Annotated in this window: 15 protein-coding genes and 1 pseudogene; 6 read left to right on the forward strand and 10 right to left on the reverse strand. The window is 73.9% G+C overall.

What is annotated here, in order from left to right; genetic code table 11:
* Positions 1-85 precede the first annotated feature (85 nt).
* Positions 86-1579: an Rv2231c family histidinol phosphate aminotransferase CobC gene (cobC, locus tag OO48_RS28950; protein ID WP_245194850.1), complete on the forward strand. Its 1494-nt coding sequence runs from the start codon at positions 86-88 to the stop codon at positions 1577-1579.
* On the opposite strand, the gene OO48_RS28955 is transcribed toward cobC, so the two are convergent.
* The 6 genes from OO48_RS28955 to OO48_RS28975 form a co-directional block, all read right to left on the reverse strand.
* Positions 1539-1778 (reverse strand): hypothetical protein, encoded by a 240-nt coding sequence (locus OO48_RS28955; protein ID WP_033221580.1) that lies wholly within the window; start codon positions 1776-1778, stop codon positions 1539-1541. The genes cobC and OO48_RS28955 overlap by 41 nt on opposite strands.
* A gap of 65 nt (positions 1779-1843) precedes the next feature.
* Complete coding sequence (locus OO48_RS40825; RefSeq protein ID WP_280842440.1) at positions 1844-1978, reverse strand: hypothetical protein; 135 nt, start codon at positions 1976-1978, stop codon at positions 1844-1846.
* A 97-nt stretch (positions 1979-2075) separates the two neighbouring features.
* Positions 2076-2873, reverse strand: coding sequence for an MOSC domain-containing protein (locus OO48_RS28960; RefSeq protein ID WP_033221582.1), 798 nt, complete (start codon positions 2871-2873; stop codon positions 2076-2078).
* Entirely contained in the window at positions 2870-3406 is a 537-nt protein-coding gene (locus OO48_RS28965; protein ID WP_033221591.1) for an HAD domain-containing protein, read from the reverse strand. Before OO48_RS28965 ends, OO48_RS28960 begins: the two co-directional genes overlap by 4 nt.
* Complete coding sequence (locus OO48_RS28970) at positions 3403-4563, reverse strand: M48 family metalloprotease (protein WP_033221592.1); 1161 nt, start codon at positions 4561-4563, stop codon at positions 3403-3405. Before OO48_RS28970 ends, OO48_RS28965 begins: the two co-directional genes overlap by 4 nt.
* 29 nt (positions 4564-4592) lie before the next feature.
* Entirely contained in the window at positions 4593-5540 is a 948-nt protein-coding gene (locus OO48_RS28975; protein ID WP_033221621.1) for a MerR family transcriptional regulator, read from the reverse strand.
* 145 nt (positions 5541-5685) lie between these two features.
* Between OO48_RS28975 and OO48_RS28980 the strand changes: the two genes are divergently transcribed.
* A complete protein-coding gene (locus OO48_RS28980; protein ID WP_033221594.1) occupies positions 5686-6447 on the forward strand; it encodes a GNAT family N-acetyltransferase in 762 nt (253 codons plus the stop codon).
* 141 nt (positions 6448-6588) lie between these two features.
* Here the strand turns inward: OO48_RS28980 and glnII are convergent, their stop codons facing one another.
* The 3 genes from glnII to OO48_RS28995 form a co-directional block, all read right to left on the reverse strand.
* Positions 6589-7611, reverse strand: coding sequence for a glutamine synthetase GlnII (gene glnII, locus OO48_RS28985; RefSeq protein WP_033221595.1), 1023 nt, complete (start codon positions 7609-7611; stop codon positions 6589-6591).
* 212 nt (positions 7612-7823) lie between these two features.
* A complete protein-coding gene (locus tag OO48_RS28990) occupies positions 7824-8768 on the reverse strand; it encodes an SCO1860 family LAETG-anchored protein (RefSeq protein ID WP_033221599.1) in 945 nt (314 codons plus the stop codon).
* Positions 8769-9015: 247 nt separating this feature from the next.
* On the reverse strand, positions 9016-9855 hold the full coding sequence (locus tag OO48_RS28995) for an SCO6745 family protein (protein WP_425338593.1): 840 nt from the start codon (positions 9853-9855) through the stop codon (positions 9016-9018).
* Between the two features lie 195 nt (positions 9856-10050).
* Here OO48_RS28995 and OO48_RS29000 point away from each other — a divergent pair, with 195 nt between their 5' ends.
* Complete coding sequence (locus OO48_RS29000; protein ID WP_033221603.1) at positions 10051-10743, forward strand: GntR family transcriptional regulator; 693 nt, start codon at positions 10051-10053, stop codon at positions 10741-10743.
* A 74-nt stretch (positions 10744-10817) separates the two neighbouring features.
* Here OO48_RS29000 and OO48_RS34625 read toward each other — a convergent pair.
* Positions 10818-11273, reverse strand: a pseudogene (locus OO48_RS34625) (uracil-DNA glycosylase); the annotation flags it as partial.
* 543 nt (positions 11274-11816) lie between these two features.
* Here OO48_RS34625 and OO48_RS35520 point away from each other — a divergent pair.
* The 3 genes from OO48_RS35520 (at position 11817) to OO48_RS29020 (ending at position 13907) form a co-directional block, all read left to right on the forward strand.
* A complete protein-coding gene (locus tag OO48_RS35520; RefSeq protein ID WP_167346485.1) occupies positions 11817-12524 on the forward strand; it encodes an antitoxin VbhA family protein in 708 nt (235 codons plus the stop codon).
* Entirely contained in the window at positions 12521-13090 is a 570-nt protein-coding gene (locus OO48_RS29015) for a Fic/DOC family protein (RefSeq protein WP_033221605.1), read from the forward strand. Before OO48_RS35520 ends, OO48_RS29015 begins: the two co-directional genes overlap by 4 nt.
* Before the next feature lie 283 nt (positions 13091-13373).
* Positions 13374-13907 carry a DUF3644 domain-containing protein gene (locus OO48_RS29020; RefSeq protein ID WP_245194851.1) on the forward strand — a complete coding sequence of 178 codons (534 nt, stop codon included), beginning with the start codon at positions 13374-13376 and terminating at the stop codon, positions 13905-13907.
* Positions 13908-13930: the final 23 nt, after the last annotated feature.

A 13930-nucleotide genomic window follows, 5' to 3' on the forward strand; every position in this document is an offset into this window, starting at 1 on the left:
GGACATGGTGGGATTCCCACGGCCCGGCGGCGGCACCGGCGCGGGCCCGCACCGAGCGGAACGGACGGGGAGGGCCGAGCACCACGTGGACGGCGCACCCCACCCCCCGGCGCGCGCCCCCCGGGTCGTGCTCGGCCTCGGTCTGCGGCGCGGCACCCCCGCCGCCGAACTGCTGCGCGCCGCCGACGCGGCCCTCGCCGCCCTCGGCCTCGACCGCACCGCCGTGATCCGCGTCGCCACCCTCGACAGCAAACTGTTCGAACCCGGACTGTGCGCTGCGGCACGGGAGTTGGGCGTCCCGCTGTCCGGTCACCCGGCCGCCGTGCTGGCCGCCGTGCCGGTGGCCGGCGGCTCCGCCCGGGTCGCCGCCGCGGTCGGCACCCCCAGCGTCGCCGAGGCCGCCGCGCTCGCCTCGGCCGGGCCCGGCGCACGCCTGCTCGCCCCGCGCACCGCCACGGCCTCGGCCACCGCGGCGCTCGCCGTCCCGCCCCCGCCCCCGGCCCCGGCCCCGCCCCCAGGAGGACAACAGGTGAACCAGCAGCCCGATCTGCGCCATCACGGCGACGCCGAAGTGCGCTCCGCCGGGCTGGTCGACCTCGCCGTGAACGTCCGCACCGGCACCCCGCCGGCCTGGCTGCGCGAACGCCTCGCCGCGACGCTCACCGACCTCGCCGCCTACCCCGACGGCGCGGCGGCCCGCGCCGCCGTCGCCGCCCGGCACGGCCGGCCGGTCGGCGAGGTGCTGCTCACCGCGGGCGCGGCCGAGGCGTTCGTGCTGCTCGCCCGCGTCCTGCGGCCGCGCCGCGCGGTGGTCGTGCACCCCCAGTTCACCGAGCCCGAGGCGGCGCTGCGCGACGCCGGGCACACCGTCCACCGCGTCCTGCTCACGCCGGAGCGGGGCTTCCGGCTGCCGCCCGGGGCGGTCCCCGAGGACGCCGACCTGGTGGTGGTCGGCAACCCCACCAACCCCACCTCAGTCCTCCACCCGGCCGCCGCCCTCGCCGAGTTGGCCCGGCCCGGGCGCACCCTGGTCGTCGACGAGGCCTTCATGGACACCGACCCCGGCGAGCCCCAGAGCCTGGCCGCCGTCCGCGGCCTGCCCGGCGACGTGGTCGTGCTGCGCAGCCTCACCAAGACCTGGGGCCTGGCCGGCCTGCGGGTCGGCTACCTGCTCGCCCCGGCCCCGCTGGTCTCCGCGCTCGCCGCCGCGCAGCCGCTCTGGCCGGTCTCCACGCCCGCCCTGGCCGCCGCCGAACTCTGCTCCGGCCCCGCCGCCCTCGCCGAGGCCGACCGCGCCGCGCGCACCACCGCCGCCCACCGCGCCCACCTGCTGGCCGGCCTCGCCGCCGTTCCCGGCGTCCGCGTCCACGGCACCCCCGCCGCGTCCTTCGTCCTGGTCCACCTCGCCGGCGCCGCCGCCGTCCGCACCCGCCTGCGCGAAGCCGGCTACGCCGTCCGCCGGGGCGACACCTTCCCCGGCCTCGGCCCCGACTGGCTCCGCATCGCGGTCCGCGACCCGGCCACCACCGACGCCTTCCTCAGCGCCCTGCGGGCCGCGCTCCCCGGAGCCGGGCGCTGACCACGCGCCTGCGCAGCCGGTAGTACCGCGCCACCAGGACGCCGATCAGCGGCGCCAGCAGGAGCGCCGGGGCGGAGAACGCGGCGGCCGGCGAGTGCCCGGTGGCCAGCGAGACGGCGAACCAGACGGCGTACAGGACGAGGAAGACGAAGACCGGCCACAGCAGCGCCCGGCGCGGAGAGATGACCTGGTTGCCCATCGGGTCTGTCCTTTCGAAGCGGAACGTCCGTGCCCCCACCCGCCACCCGCGCGGCCGACTGCCGGCTACCGGCTCGAGGAGCGCCTGCGCGCCCTGCGCCGCGCGAAGAACCCGTTCCCGGACGAGGACCGGCTCCACTTGGAGAGGACCTCCAGCGCGGCGGCCGCCACGACGAGCAGGACGGACCAGAAGGTGGACACGCTCCGCTCCCCTCGCCGATCGCCCCGCCGGCGGGAGTGCCGGGCGGCTGGTACCGGTTCGGGTGCCCTCGGCCGCCCGGTTCATGCTGACCGGACGTCAGCCCCCGGCGCCCTCGCCCCGGAGGAGCGTGACCGCGTCCCCCGCCCCGACCGTCCCCGGCGCGAGGACCTGCGCGTACACGCCCAGGCACGGGAGCGGGGGCATCTCCGGGAGCGGGCGGACGCGGTTCTCCCGGGCGGGGCGGCGCAGGGCCTCCGGGTCGGCCGGGAGGGCGCCGTGCGCCAGGGTGGGGACCGCGCAGCGGGGGGTGGCGGCGATGACGCGCAGCCGCAGCTCCGGGCCGATCGCGAGCTCGCGGCCGATCCAGGCGTTCTCGGCGTACGGCGGCCCGTCGTGGTCGATCACCAGGTTGGGGCGGTAGCGGGCGGCGGGGGCGCCGGCCAGGCTCGCGGTGGTGACCAGGTGCAGCGGGGCGAAGTCGAAGAAGCTGCCGGGTGCCGCCGCCCCGCCGAACTCCTGGACGGTGTACTCGACTTCGGCGTCGATCCCGGCGGCGAGCACCTGCTCGGGCACCGAGCGGCGCAGCACCGCGCCGTCCGGCCGTCGCGAGATCAGCCGGACGGGCCGGCCGAGCAGCGCGGAGATCCCGGCGTCGTCGAGTCCGTTCCCCTCGGGCCCGGTGATCCGCACGCCGCCCGCCGTGCTCGCCGCGCGCAGCGTGAGCAGGCGGCGCCAGGTGCGGGGTTCCTTGGCACTGGCGATCCGGCCGTCGGTGAGGTCGAGCAGGGCGTACCGGCGGTCGCCGTCGAGGCCGCGCCCGTCGATCCGGGCCCGGGAGAGCTCTTCGCCCAGCAGCGACTTGACGGGGTGGCGGTGGAGCGCGGTGACGATCAACTCCGGTTCCTCTCCGCCCAGTCGGTGAGCGCGGCGAAGTCCGCCGGCCGCAGCCCGTACCGGTGGTCGACGGTCAGGGTGAGCGCGGGGGCGGGGTGGTGGGCGGCGATCCAGGCGGCGTCCCGCGGCGCTGTCTCGTCGTCCACCCAGGCGAACGGCCGCCCGGCGGCCCAGGCCACCAGGTGGCGGGTCTTCCAGTGCAGCCCGTCCGGGTCGCCGTGGTGCATGGACGGCCAGTCCACGTAAGGGAGTTCCGGTAGGCCGAGGAGCGGCGCGAGGTGCTCGTTCGCCTCGTCCTTCCAGGTGGTGGCCCAGACGAGGTCGTAGGGCAGCGCGAGCAGCGCGGGCCCGTGCTCGGGGTGCAGCCAGACCCGCAGCGGCCTGGGGTTGCGGATGCCCTCGGCGCGCTGGCGTTCGCGCCAACTGCGCGCGGGGACGCGGTGGGTGAGGTAGCCCTCGGGGCGGCGGTAGGGGCTGCCGACGTACGGGGCGAGCGGGCCGTCGACGTCGAGCATCAGCAGCGGGCGGGTCACCGGGCCTCCCGGATGGCGAGCCAGGCACGGGCGGCGGCGATCCGGCGGCCGGTACTGGGGTGGGTGGCGAGCAGCAGCTCGACGGCCCGGGGCGGGTACGGGTCGGCGACGTTGGCGACCGCGAGGCGGCGCTGCATGGCGATGAACTGCCGCGCGTCGCCGGTCAGTTCGAGGGCGTGCCGGTCGGCGCGGGTCTCGATCCGGCGGCTGACGGCGCACTGGGCGGGGGTGCTGAGCGCGCCGAGCAGGGCGGCGAGCGCGGCCAGCAGCGGCAGCGAACGCGGGTCCTGGGAGGCGGGGGCGCCGGCCGCGTCCAGCAGCGGGCGCCAGGCGAGCAGCGCGGCCAGCACGGGGACGACGACGGCCGCGCCGAGGGCGCCGAGGACGGTGCCGGTGGCGACGTCCCGGTGCTTGACGTGGCCGAGTTCGTGGGCGGCGACGAGTTCGATCTCGCGCGGCTCGGCGGTGGACAGCAGCGTGTCGTAGACGACGATCCGCCGGGTCGGGCCGAACCCGGAGACGTACGCGTTCAGCGCGGTGGTGCGGCGGGAGGCGTCGGCGACCAGCACGTCGCGCACCGCGATGCCGTCGCGGCGGGCCAACTCCAGCAGGGCGGTGCGCAGTTCGCCGTCGGACAGCGGGGAGAAGCGGTTGAACAGCGGCTCGAAGACCAGCGGGTGCAGGAAGGACAGCGCGACGGTCAGCAGCGCGGCCCCGGCCGCGGCGGGCAGCCACCAGTGGCTCGGCGAGCGGCCGATCAGCGCGTACAGGCCCAGCGCCAGCGGCAGGAACAGCGCGAGCGCGACAGCGGTGCCGCGCAGCGCGTCCACCGCCCAGCCGCCCCAGCCCTGGGTGACCAGGCCGTACCGGGCGGAGACCGCCCGCACCCGGGCCGAGAACGGCAGCGTCACCACCCGCCCGAGCAGCACCAGCGCCGCGGCGCCCGCCAGCACCTCGGCCGCCCAGCTGCCGCCGAACCAGCCGCCGACGGTGCCCACCAGGCCCGCCCCGGCGGGCGTGAACCCGAGGACGGCGCTCAGCGCGAGCGAGGCCGACCGCCCGCCCAGCGCCCACGGCAGCCGGGAGCGGCGCAGCGCGCGGCCGCGCTCCCGCTCCCGGGGGGTGAAGTCGCCCTCGGCGGGCGCGGTGTCAGCCATGGGACCAGCCTAGGGCGCCCCGCACCCGGTTATCCGGCCGCGCGCAGCGCGGCCGTGAACCAGGCGAGGACGGGCGCCAGTTCGGGCGGGGCGGGCCAGCCGTTGATCCGGGACAGCAGCGCCCAGTAGCGCTCGACCCTGGGGTCGGCGGCCACCTCCAGGCGGCGCAGGATCCACTCGCGCAGCGCGGCGTCGTCCGGGCGGCCGAACACCTCGGCGTAGCGGGCGGTCAGTTCGGCGACCGCGTCGGCGGCGGCGGGGGTGCCGGGGGCGGTGCCGGCGGCGAGTGCGGCGCCCACCACCTCCCGGACGCGTTCGGTGAGTTCGTGGTGCAGCCCGGTGGTGTCGCCCTCGGCGCGCTGCTCGGCCTGGTAGGCGGCCATCCGCCGGAGCGAGGCGCGGAAGTCCCGGTCGCGGGTGAGCTCGGCGAGTTCGGCCCAGGCGGTGACCTGGTCGGTGCTCGGGTCCTCGGGCAGTTCGGGGACGGCCGCGCGCAGCACCGCGACGAGTTCGGGGTCGGCGTCGGCGGTGCCGAAGGTGTCGTCGAGGAACTCCTCGATCAGGCGGCGGCGTTCGTCGGCGGTCAGCCGTACCAGTCGGTGCATCGTCTCGGTCTCCTCGGGGTCGGTTCCGTGTTCGGCGACGGCGCGCAGCACGGCCCGCTGCTGCCGCAGCGTCCGGATCCGCAGGTCCAGCGCGTCGGCGTGCGCCCGGGCCACCTCGGCGAGGCTCTGCTCGCGCTCCAGGACCCGCCGCACCGCGTCCAGCCCGAGGCCCAACTCGCGCAGGGTGCGCACGAGTTCGAGCCGGGCCAGGGCCTCGGCGCCGTAGCGCCGGTAGCCGGCCGCGGTGCGGTCGGTGGACGGCACCAGGCCGGTGTCCGAGTAGTACCTGATGGTCTTCACCGTCAGCCCGGTGCGCCGTGCCAGCGCGCCGATGGTCAGCAGCCCGTCCGTCGGCAGCCCGTCGTCATCCATGACCGCCACCCTGCCGTCTCCCCCGGCGGGAGACTCAACCCGGGCGGCGGTCACCGTGCTCGGGTGTCGCACGATCGGTTCTGCCCGTCCGGCGGGTGCGGCACATCCCTCGAACCGGGCGGCGCGAGCGCCCTACGATGGCCGGATGGTCGAGGAGAGCCTTCGGGTCGCACTGGAGTTCCGCCGCGCCTTCGCCAGGCGGCAGGCCGCCGAGGTGGTGGAGCTGCCGGGCGGGTTCGGGGTGCTGAGCGGGGAGTTCGCCTACTCGCACGAGCACAACCAGCTGGTGCTGGACGCCCCGCCGAGCGGGGTCGACGTGGCGGGCCTGGCCGAGGAGGTGCTCGGGCACCTGGGGCACCGGCGGATCTCGGTGTTCGACGACGCGTCGGCGCTGGCGCTCGCGCCGGGGCTGGCGGCCGCCGGGTACCGGCACGAGACCGAGGTGGTGATGGTGCACCGCGGGCCGGTGCCGGCCGGCGGCGGCGCCGGGGCGGTCGCCCTGGACGAGCTGGCCCCGGCGCTGGAGCGGCAGTGGCGCTCCTGGCTGCCGTGGGCGTCGGACGACTCGATCGCCCAGCTGGTGGGGCGCCGCACCGCCCGCGCGGCGGGCGCCGAGCGGGTGCTGACGCTCGCCGCCCGGGACACCGACGGCGAGTTCGGCTCCTGGGCCGACCTGTACCAGGACGCCGCGGGCACCGCCCAGATCGAGGACCTGGCCACCGCCGAGGAGCGCCAGCGCCGCGGCCTGGCCGACGCCGTCCTGGCCACCGCGCTGCGGCTGGCCGCCGACCGCTCCCCCGACGGCCTGCGCTTCCTGGTCGCCGACGCCGAGGACTGGCCCCGGCAGTGGTACGCCCGGCGCGGCTTCGTCCCGGTCGGCCGCACCCACGGCTTCGTGTTGATGTGAGGCGCACGACACACCGCCGTGAAACGGCGGTCGGCGGTGAGGGTTACGACACACGGCCGTCGAACGCCGGAAACGGCGGCGCCCGCCGTCCCCCTCGCGGGGAACGGCGGGCGCTGCCGTGCTGTGCCTACGGGGCGGACGTCAGACCTGGCCGGCCTTCTCCAGGGCCTCGCAGCAGGTGTTGATCAGCAGGCGGGTGACCACGTACGGGTCGACGTTCGCGTTCGGGCGGCGGTCCTCGATGTAGCCCTTCTGCTCCACCTCGACCTGCCACGGGATGCGGACCGAGGCGCCGCGGTTGGACACGCCGTAGGAGTAGACGTTCCACGGGGCGGTCTCGTGCTTGCCGGTCAGGCGGGACTGGATGTCGTCACCGTACTGGTTGACGTGCTCCATGACCTTCTCCTGGGAGGCGCCGAGCGACTCGCAGGCGGTGATGATCGCGTCGTAGCCCTCGCGCATCGCCCTGGTGGAGAAGTTGGTGTGCGCGCCCGCGCCGTTCCAGTCGCCCCTCGCCGGCTTGGCGTCCAGGGTGGCGTCGATGCCGAACTCCTCGGCGGTGCGGTAGAGCAGGTAGCGGGCGATCCACAGGTCGTCCGAGACGGTCAGCGCGTCGACCGGGCCGATCTGGAACTCCCACTGGCCGGGCATGACCTCGGCGTTGATGCCGCAGATCGCCAGGCCGGCGTCGATGCAGCGGTCGAGGTGCAGCTCGACGATCTCGCGGCCGAAGACCTCCTCGGCACCCACGCCGCAGTAGTAGCCGCCCTGCGGGGCCGGGTAGCCGCCCTCCGGGAAGCCGAGCGGGCGGGAGCCCTTGAAGAAGGTGTACTCCTGCTCGATGCCGAAGATCGACTCCTGCGAGGCGTAGCGCTCGGCGACCTCGCGCAGCGGGGCGCGGGTGTTGGTCTCGTGCGCCGTGCCGTTGGTCTCGAAGACCTCGCAGAGCACCAGGATGTTGTCGCCGCCGCGGATCGGGTCCTTGACGACCTTCACCGGCTCGAGCACGCGGTCCGACGCGTGGCCCTCGGCCTGGTTGGTCGACGAGCCGTCGAAGCCCCAGGTGGGGATCTTGTCCGCGTTCGGCAGCACCCGAGTCTTGGAACGGAGCTTCGCGGTCGGCTTGGTGCCGTCGATCCAGATGTACTCGGCCTTGATCGCCACTGCGGTGATCCTCACTGCTTGGGTGGTGGGTGCCCGCGTAGCGTCGCAAGCCGCCGTTTCCCGGTTGTTCCTCCTATGTAACGCCCATGTGAACCAACGGTCCGCAGCGGCACGCTCACCCACGGGCAGTGCCCGTCTCGGGATGTGGGCGCACCGCTGAGACGCGAGGGGGGCGACGGACGTCCGGCCGGGGCCGGCCGGCGGCCGGTCGGTCAGCGGTGCCGGGCGTGGGCGGCGCGCCGCCGCCGGGTCATCCACACCGCGGCGGCGCCGGCCACCAGCAGCGTTCCGCCGCCCGCGGCCAGCACCGTGGTCCCCGACGAGCCGGTGGACGCCAGCTCCTCGGCCTCCGCCTTCGGCACCGCCCGGTTCTGCGCGGATGTCGGCGCCGGGGCGGAGGGCGGGGCCGCGGGCGAGGAGACCGCCACCGCCGGGACGACCGCCGCCACCGGCTTCTCGCAGGAGACAGAGGCGACCGTCACGGTGCCGTCGACCTTCGCCACGTTCAGGTTCAGCGGGTTCAGCGCGATCTTCACCTCCAGCGCGGAGGCCGCCGCCGTGCTGCTGGTCACGGTCTTCTTCGAGAACTCGACGTCCACCGAGCCGATCGCCGGAACGTCCACGCGGGTGGGCGAGTTGAGGCCGACCGTCACCGACCTGCCCAGCACCGTGAGCCTGGCGGGCGCGGTGACGTTCGCGGTCGGCTGCCCGTCCACCGGGCAGCTCACCTCGGCGCTCATCGCCTCCAGGCCGAGCAGCGTGGTCAGCGGCAGGCCGGGCACGTGCACGTCCGCGCCGACCAGCTTCACGGACGCGGTGGCCAGCCCGTCGTCCACCTTGGCGACCGACCGGCCCACCTCGGCCTTCACCAGCGTCACCGGCCGGCCGCCGTCCACCCCGTCCACCTTGGCGGTGAGCATCGCGCCGTCCCGCTGGGCGGGCGACTGCACCTTGTTCAGCGCCACGTCGACCGGCACGTTCACCGAGTTCAACAGCGTCACGTCCAGGGCGAGTTCGGCCGTCACCGCGCCGGCCTTCCCGGGCTTCGCGGGCGTGCCGGCGGGGGCGTCGGCGGCGGAGGCGGGCGACAGCGGCAACCCGACCGTGAGCGCGGACACCGCCAGGGCCGACACGACGGCCGAACGCAGAACAGACATGGAAGGAACCCCCACACGTGGTGAACGGCAGAGCGCACCCGCGACCTCACCCGGCGCACCGCACGGGGAGGGGACTCGCGCTCTCGACTGCCGCCAGTCTCTTCGAACAGTGCGTCACTCCAGCAACACAGAGCGTCATTTCACTCCTTCGGGTGAGGTTGACGTTCTGGACTGACCATTTCCGGAGACATTCCGGCGCCGATGCGCACGACGCGGCCCCGCCCGGGCGGGCCCCGGGGCGGGCGCCCTACCGCCCCGGGAGGGCCCGGAACGTCCCCGCCGCGGCGAACGCGTCGGCGATCGGCGCGACGAGCGAGGCGAGGCGGCGCGCGCCCGCGTTGCCGATCGGCGCCCACAGCGCGGCGCAATGCGCGTCCGTCTCCCGTTCGATGCGCTCGCGCGCCGCCCGGCCGGCCGCGGTGAGCGCGGCGCCGGAGTCGAGCCAGCCGCGCGCGGCGAGGCGCGCCGTCGCCGCCTCCCACTCCCCGTCGTCCCACTGCCGCGTGGTCCGCGCGAGGGCCGCCGGGAGCCGGCCCGTCGCCGTGTGCAGGACGAGGCAGTCGCACGGTCCGAGGCCGTGGTCGGCGAGCACGACGAGGTGGGCGTCACCGCGCCACTCGCGCGCCACCGTCAGCTGCTGCCACAGCGCGACGAGGGGATCGGACGGCAGGGCGACCGAGGCGTTCGCGGCGGCCAGCACCTTCCCGGCGCAGTCGGCTCCGGCGACGACCCGGTCGATCAGCGAGCGCGCCTCGGCGAGGTGGCCGTCCTCCGCGAGCCGCACGCCGACGCGCCGCATCGCCCGCCCGGCCACCAGGAAGCGGGCCGCCTGCCACCGCTCGGGCGGGGCCCCGTCCCACACTCCGGCCGCGGCCCGCACCGCCCGCGGGCTGAAGTTGTAGAAGGCCGCGAGCACGACCTGCCACGGAACCGCGCCCATCGCGGCCGACCGGAAGGCCAGGTACGCCCGCCCCGGGTCGGTCACCCCGAGCCCGGCCGCCTCCTCGGCGCCCTCGGGGACGAAGTAGACGAACCGGTGGGCGGCGCCGACGGCCTCGCCGACGGCGCGGACGGCGTCCAGGTCCATCGCGCCCTCACCGGGGCGGTGGGAGCGGGGAATCTCGTCGAGGCGCATCGCGGGTGTCCCTCCGGAGGGTGAGTGCGCCGGCGGGCGGGCGCTCCGGCACCGCGCGCCCGAGGGGCGGCCGAGCGCCCTTTCCGGCTACAGAATCGACAGTACCACCAATAATCGATTATCAGAGGGCCCCTCTATGCTGTCGTCATGACCGGCGCACCCAGCGACCCCGCCCCCTCCGGGAAGCAGATGCTCTCCGAGCAGGTCCACGCCCGCCTGCGGGAGGCGATCCTGCGCGGGGACCACGCCCCCGGCGACGCCCTCAAACCGCAGGAGCTCGCCCGGCAGCAGGGCGTGAGCCTCGCCGTCACGCGCGAGGCACTGGTGCGGCTGGTCGGGGAAGGGCTGGCCGACCGGCTGCACAACCGCGGGTTCGCCGTCCCGCTCCTCTGCGACCGGCGCTGGCAGGAGATCGCCGAGGCCCGCCGCACCGTCGAACCGGCCGTCCTGCGGATGTCCGTCGAACGGGGCGACCTCGACTGGGAGGCCCGCGTCCGGGCCGCCCACCACCGCCTGGCCCGCACCCCGGCGTACGCGCCGGAGGAGGGCGACCACTACACCGGCGCCTGGGCCGAGGCCCACCGGGTCTTCCACCGCACCCTGTTGGAGGGGTGCGGCAACCACCCGCTCCTGGAGACCTTCGACCGGCTGTGGACCGCGAGCGAGCTGGCCCGGCGCTGGGCCGCGCGCCGGACCCCCGACCGGGACGGCGCCGACGAGCACCGCGAACTGGAGGAGGCGGCACTCGCCCGCGACGCCGACACCGCGGCCGCGGTCCTCGTCCGCCACCTCACCCTGACCGCCGCCGCGCTGACCGGCGACTCACCCCAGGCCGTCTGAGTCCGCACCGGGACGACCGGGACGGCCGGGACGGCCGAACCACCGGCCAGGCGGGCACCGGCGGGCCGGCTCCGTCAGGGCAGGCGCCAGTCGACGGGCTCGCCGCCCTGACGGACCAGCAGGTCGTTGGCCCTGCTGAACGGCCGGGAGCCGAAGAAGCCGCGGTCGGCGGAGCGGGGGCTGGGATGGGCGGATTCGATACTGGGGATCTGGCCGAGCAGCGGACGCAGGTCACGGGCGTCCCGGCCCCACAGGATCGCGACGAGCGGGCCGCCGCGAGCGGCGAGCGCCTTTATCGCCTGGTCGGTGACGGCCTCCCAGCCCTTGCCCCGGTGGGAGCCGGCGTTGCGGGGCTGAACGGTGAGGACCCTGTTGAGCATCAGGACGCCCTGGCTCGTCCAGGGGGTGAGGTCACCGCTGGTCGGCATCGGGAGGCCGAGGTCCTGACAGAGTTCCTGGTAGATGTTCTCCAGGCTGTACGGCGGCCGGACGTCGGGCGCGACGGAGAAGCTGAGCCCGACGGCGTGCCCGGAGAACAGATCCGATAACCGCATCCGGTCGTGTCGGCCTCAGCCCCCGACGACCGCCTCGCCGGCCTCCAAGTCGCGCAAGGCGGCCGAATATTGAGACTTCGACACCTTGGAACTACCGGTGCCACCCCAGCTGCCCTGACTTCCTACAGCACCGCGGCCTGGCAGCACCGATCACGAGTCGCTCGTACTCTTCGCTTCGCACGAACGGGCACCATCTTGATCCACCGGTAGAAGTCGAACGCCGACCGCTCGCCTGTCAGTCAACCATCGCCAGCGAACCACCACCCCAGCGCACGACCCACGGAGAGCCGGTGCTGCCACGACCCGGTCCGTCGAAGAACTTGCTGCGCCTCGGCGGGCGTCTTGGCAGCATCATCGGCACTTGTCCAACCGCCGAGGAGGCGGGGGCCGATCCGCTTCGGAAGCCCAAGGGGACGCCCTTCACCACTCTGTGTAGTTGCACATATTGCACTTGGTTCACTTGTTTCATATGCTTAGGGGTGATAGCCGCCACTCGAAGCTGGGGACGCACCTATGCCTGTGACGCACCAGGAACAGAAGCCGATCAAGCAGAAGAAGCACGCCACCGGGGACATCACGAGAGCCTCTACGTACGAGATCCCGACTTCCCGCCCCCGGAAGAAGCTGCGCAAGCGCCCCACTGAGGACCCGCTGCCCCTGCGCGGGGCTCAGGCGCAGCGCACGCGGAAAGAGCAGCGTAAGCGCACCGTCGAGGAGGCCGTGCCATGCCTGCGTGACGCGCTTACCGGCAGCGCCGAGACGTTCCACGTCACCGTCGCCGAGGCGGGCAAGGTCACCATGGAGGTGCCGCGCGAAGCCCTGGCGGTCCTCATGGAGACCATGGCTCTCATCGCCTCCGGAAGCGCGGTCGAAGTGATCGCCAGGAGCATGGAGCTATCCACTATCCAGGCCGCCAAGGCCCTCGGTGTCTCCCGGCCGCACCTGGTCAAGCTGCTCGACAAGGGCGCGATCGAGTACCGCATGGTCGGCACGCACCGCCGTGTGGACATCGCATCCCTGGAGGGATACCAGCGACGCGAACAGAACAAGCAAGCCCTGCGTCGCCAAGCGGCGGTCGCCTCCGCGATCGGCTCCACAGAGGCCGAGGGGCTGCGTGTCAGCGCAGACACCACCGCCGAACTCGACGCCTACGCGCGCGGAGAACTCGACGCCGCGGCCCTGCGAGCCCGCACCCTCGCCCGCTACACCCGCAAGGCCGCTGAGTGACCGACCCCTACAGCGAGCCCAACGGCGTCCTCCGAAACAGTCTCGGCATCACCGACGCAGCCGAGCTCTCCGAGGCCGAAGCGGACATTGCCGCCGTGGAGCTGGCCATCCTGGACGCCCAGCCGCTGCCCGGCAGGTACAACCTCGCACACCTGCAAGCGTTCCACCGGCAGATCTTCGGGAGCGTGTACCCGTGGGCCGGGGAGCTGCGCACCATTGAGATCTCCAAGGGCACATCGTTCTGCCCCTCGATCCACATCGTCTCCTTCGCGGAGGACGTGTTCCGCAAACTCGCCAACAACGACCACCTGCAAGGCTTGGACCGCCCGGAGTTCATCCGAGCCCTCGCCGACCTGTACGGCGACGTAAACGCCATCCACCCCTTCCGGGAAGGCAACGGCCGCACCCAGCGCGCCTTCCTCGCCCAACTCGCCCGCGAAGCCGGATACACCGTCTCCTGGCAGGACATGGACCAAGAGGAGAACATCGCCGCTTCAGTGGCCAGCTTCAACGCGAACAACGACCTGCTGGAGAAGATGCTCGACGGCCTGGTCCGCCCCGCCTGAGCAAAGAGAAACGGTGCCCTGCCAGGCCAACTGGCGGGGCAGCGCCATCGGGTCGGGCGTACAAGCGAGGGCTTTCGCCGGCACCGCCCCAGCCGGGCTCCAGGACCCCACTCGCGTTGCCGACAGCCTCGAATAGCCGCGCCCGAGCCGCCAGTCCCCGCAGGGGGCGAAATGCATCTATGAGCGGTCGGAGAAATCATGCTTGCCATGGGACGAGCACCGGTGTGATCCTTCTACCGGGATACGAAGGGTGTACGGCATGGCATGGGCAAAATGGCGATACATGCTCCACGAGTCGCAGCGGCACGCCCTCAAGGCCATGGACGAGTGGAACAGCTCTACCGGCAATTACACAGACTTCCTCACTCACATGCACAAGGCGTGGCACTACCTGCTGCACGCCGAATTCCATCGCGACAAGATCGACTACCACTTCAAGGACACGAACGGTGCCTACAAGCTGGTGGACGGCGAGCCGAAGGCGTGGGATCTGGAGTACTGCCTCAAGCAGCGCTTCTCCAATAGTGCCGACCCAGTGCGCCTCAATGTCGAACTCTTCGTGGCACTGCGCAACAAAGTAGAGCACCGCTACGAGCACAGCCTGAGGATTGTGACCGGCGGCAAGGCCCACGCGCTGGTCATGAACTACGAGCACGAGGCAGTGATCAGCTTCGGTCCGGAGTTCAGCCTGGCCGACCGGCTCCGCTTCCCGATCTGCCTCGCGTCCCTCACGGCCGAGGGCAGGGCCGTTGCAAAGTCCTGTGATCTTGTGACTGTGTTGGTCAAGCGATGCCGAGGAGGTCGAGCGGGCGGGTGAAGGGCTCGTAGGAAGCGTGACGG

Source organism: Kitasatospora phosalacinea (genome assembly GCF_000716545.1).
Taxonomy (GTDB): domain Bacteria; phylum Actinomycetota; class Actinomycetes; order Streptomycetales; family Streptomycetaceae; genus Kitasatospora; species Kitasatospora phosalacinea.

Excerpts from the sequence above, each read along its gene's own strand:
- OO48_RS29000 (WP_033221603.1), top strand. The coding sequence starts at position 10,051 with ATGACCGGCGCACCCAGCGACCCCGCCCCCTCCGGGAAGCAGATGCTC.
- OO48_RS28975 (WP_033221621.1), bottom strand. The coding sequence starts at position 5,540 with ATGGATGACGACGGGCTGCCGACGGACGGGCTGCTGACCATCGGCGCG.
- OO48_RS28995 (WP_425338593.1), bottom strand. The coding sequence starts at position 9,855 with ATGGACCTGGACGCCGTCCGCGCCGTCGGCGAGGCCGTCGGCGCCGCC.
- OO48_RS29020 (WP_245194851.1), top strand. The coding sequence starts at position 13,374 with ATGCTCCACGAGTCGCAGCGGCACGCCCTCAAGGCCATGGACGAGTGG.
- OO48_RS28970 (WP_033221592.1), bottom strand. The coding sequence starts at position 4,563 with ATGGCTGACACCGCGCCCGCCGAGGGCGACTTCACCCCCCGGGAGCGG.
- OO48_RS28955 (WP_033221580.1), bottom strand. The coding sequence starts at position 1,778 with ATGGGCAACCAGGTCATCTCTCCGCGCCGGGCGCTGCTGTGGCCGGTC.
- OO48_RS28980 (WP_033221594.1), top strand. The coding sequence starts at position 5,686 with ATGGTCGAGGAGAGCCTTCGGGTCGCACTGGAGTTCCGCCGCGCCTTC.
- OO48_RS28990 (WP_033221599.1), bottom strand. The coding sequence starts at position 8,768 with ATGTCTGTTCTGCGTTCGGCCGTCGTGTCGGCCCTGGCGGTGTCCGCG.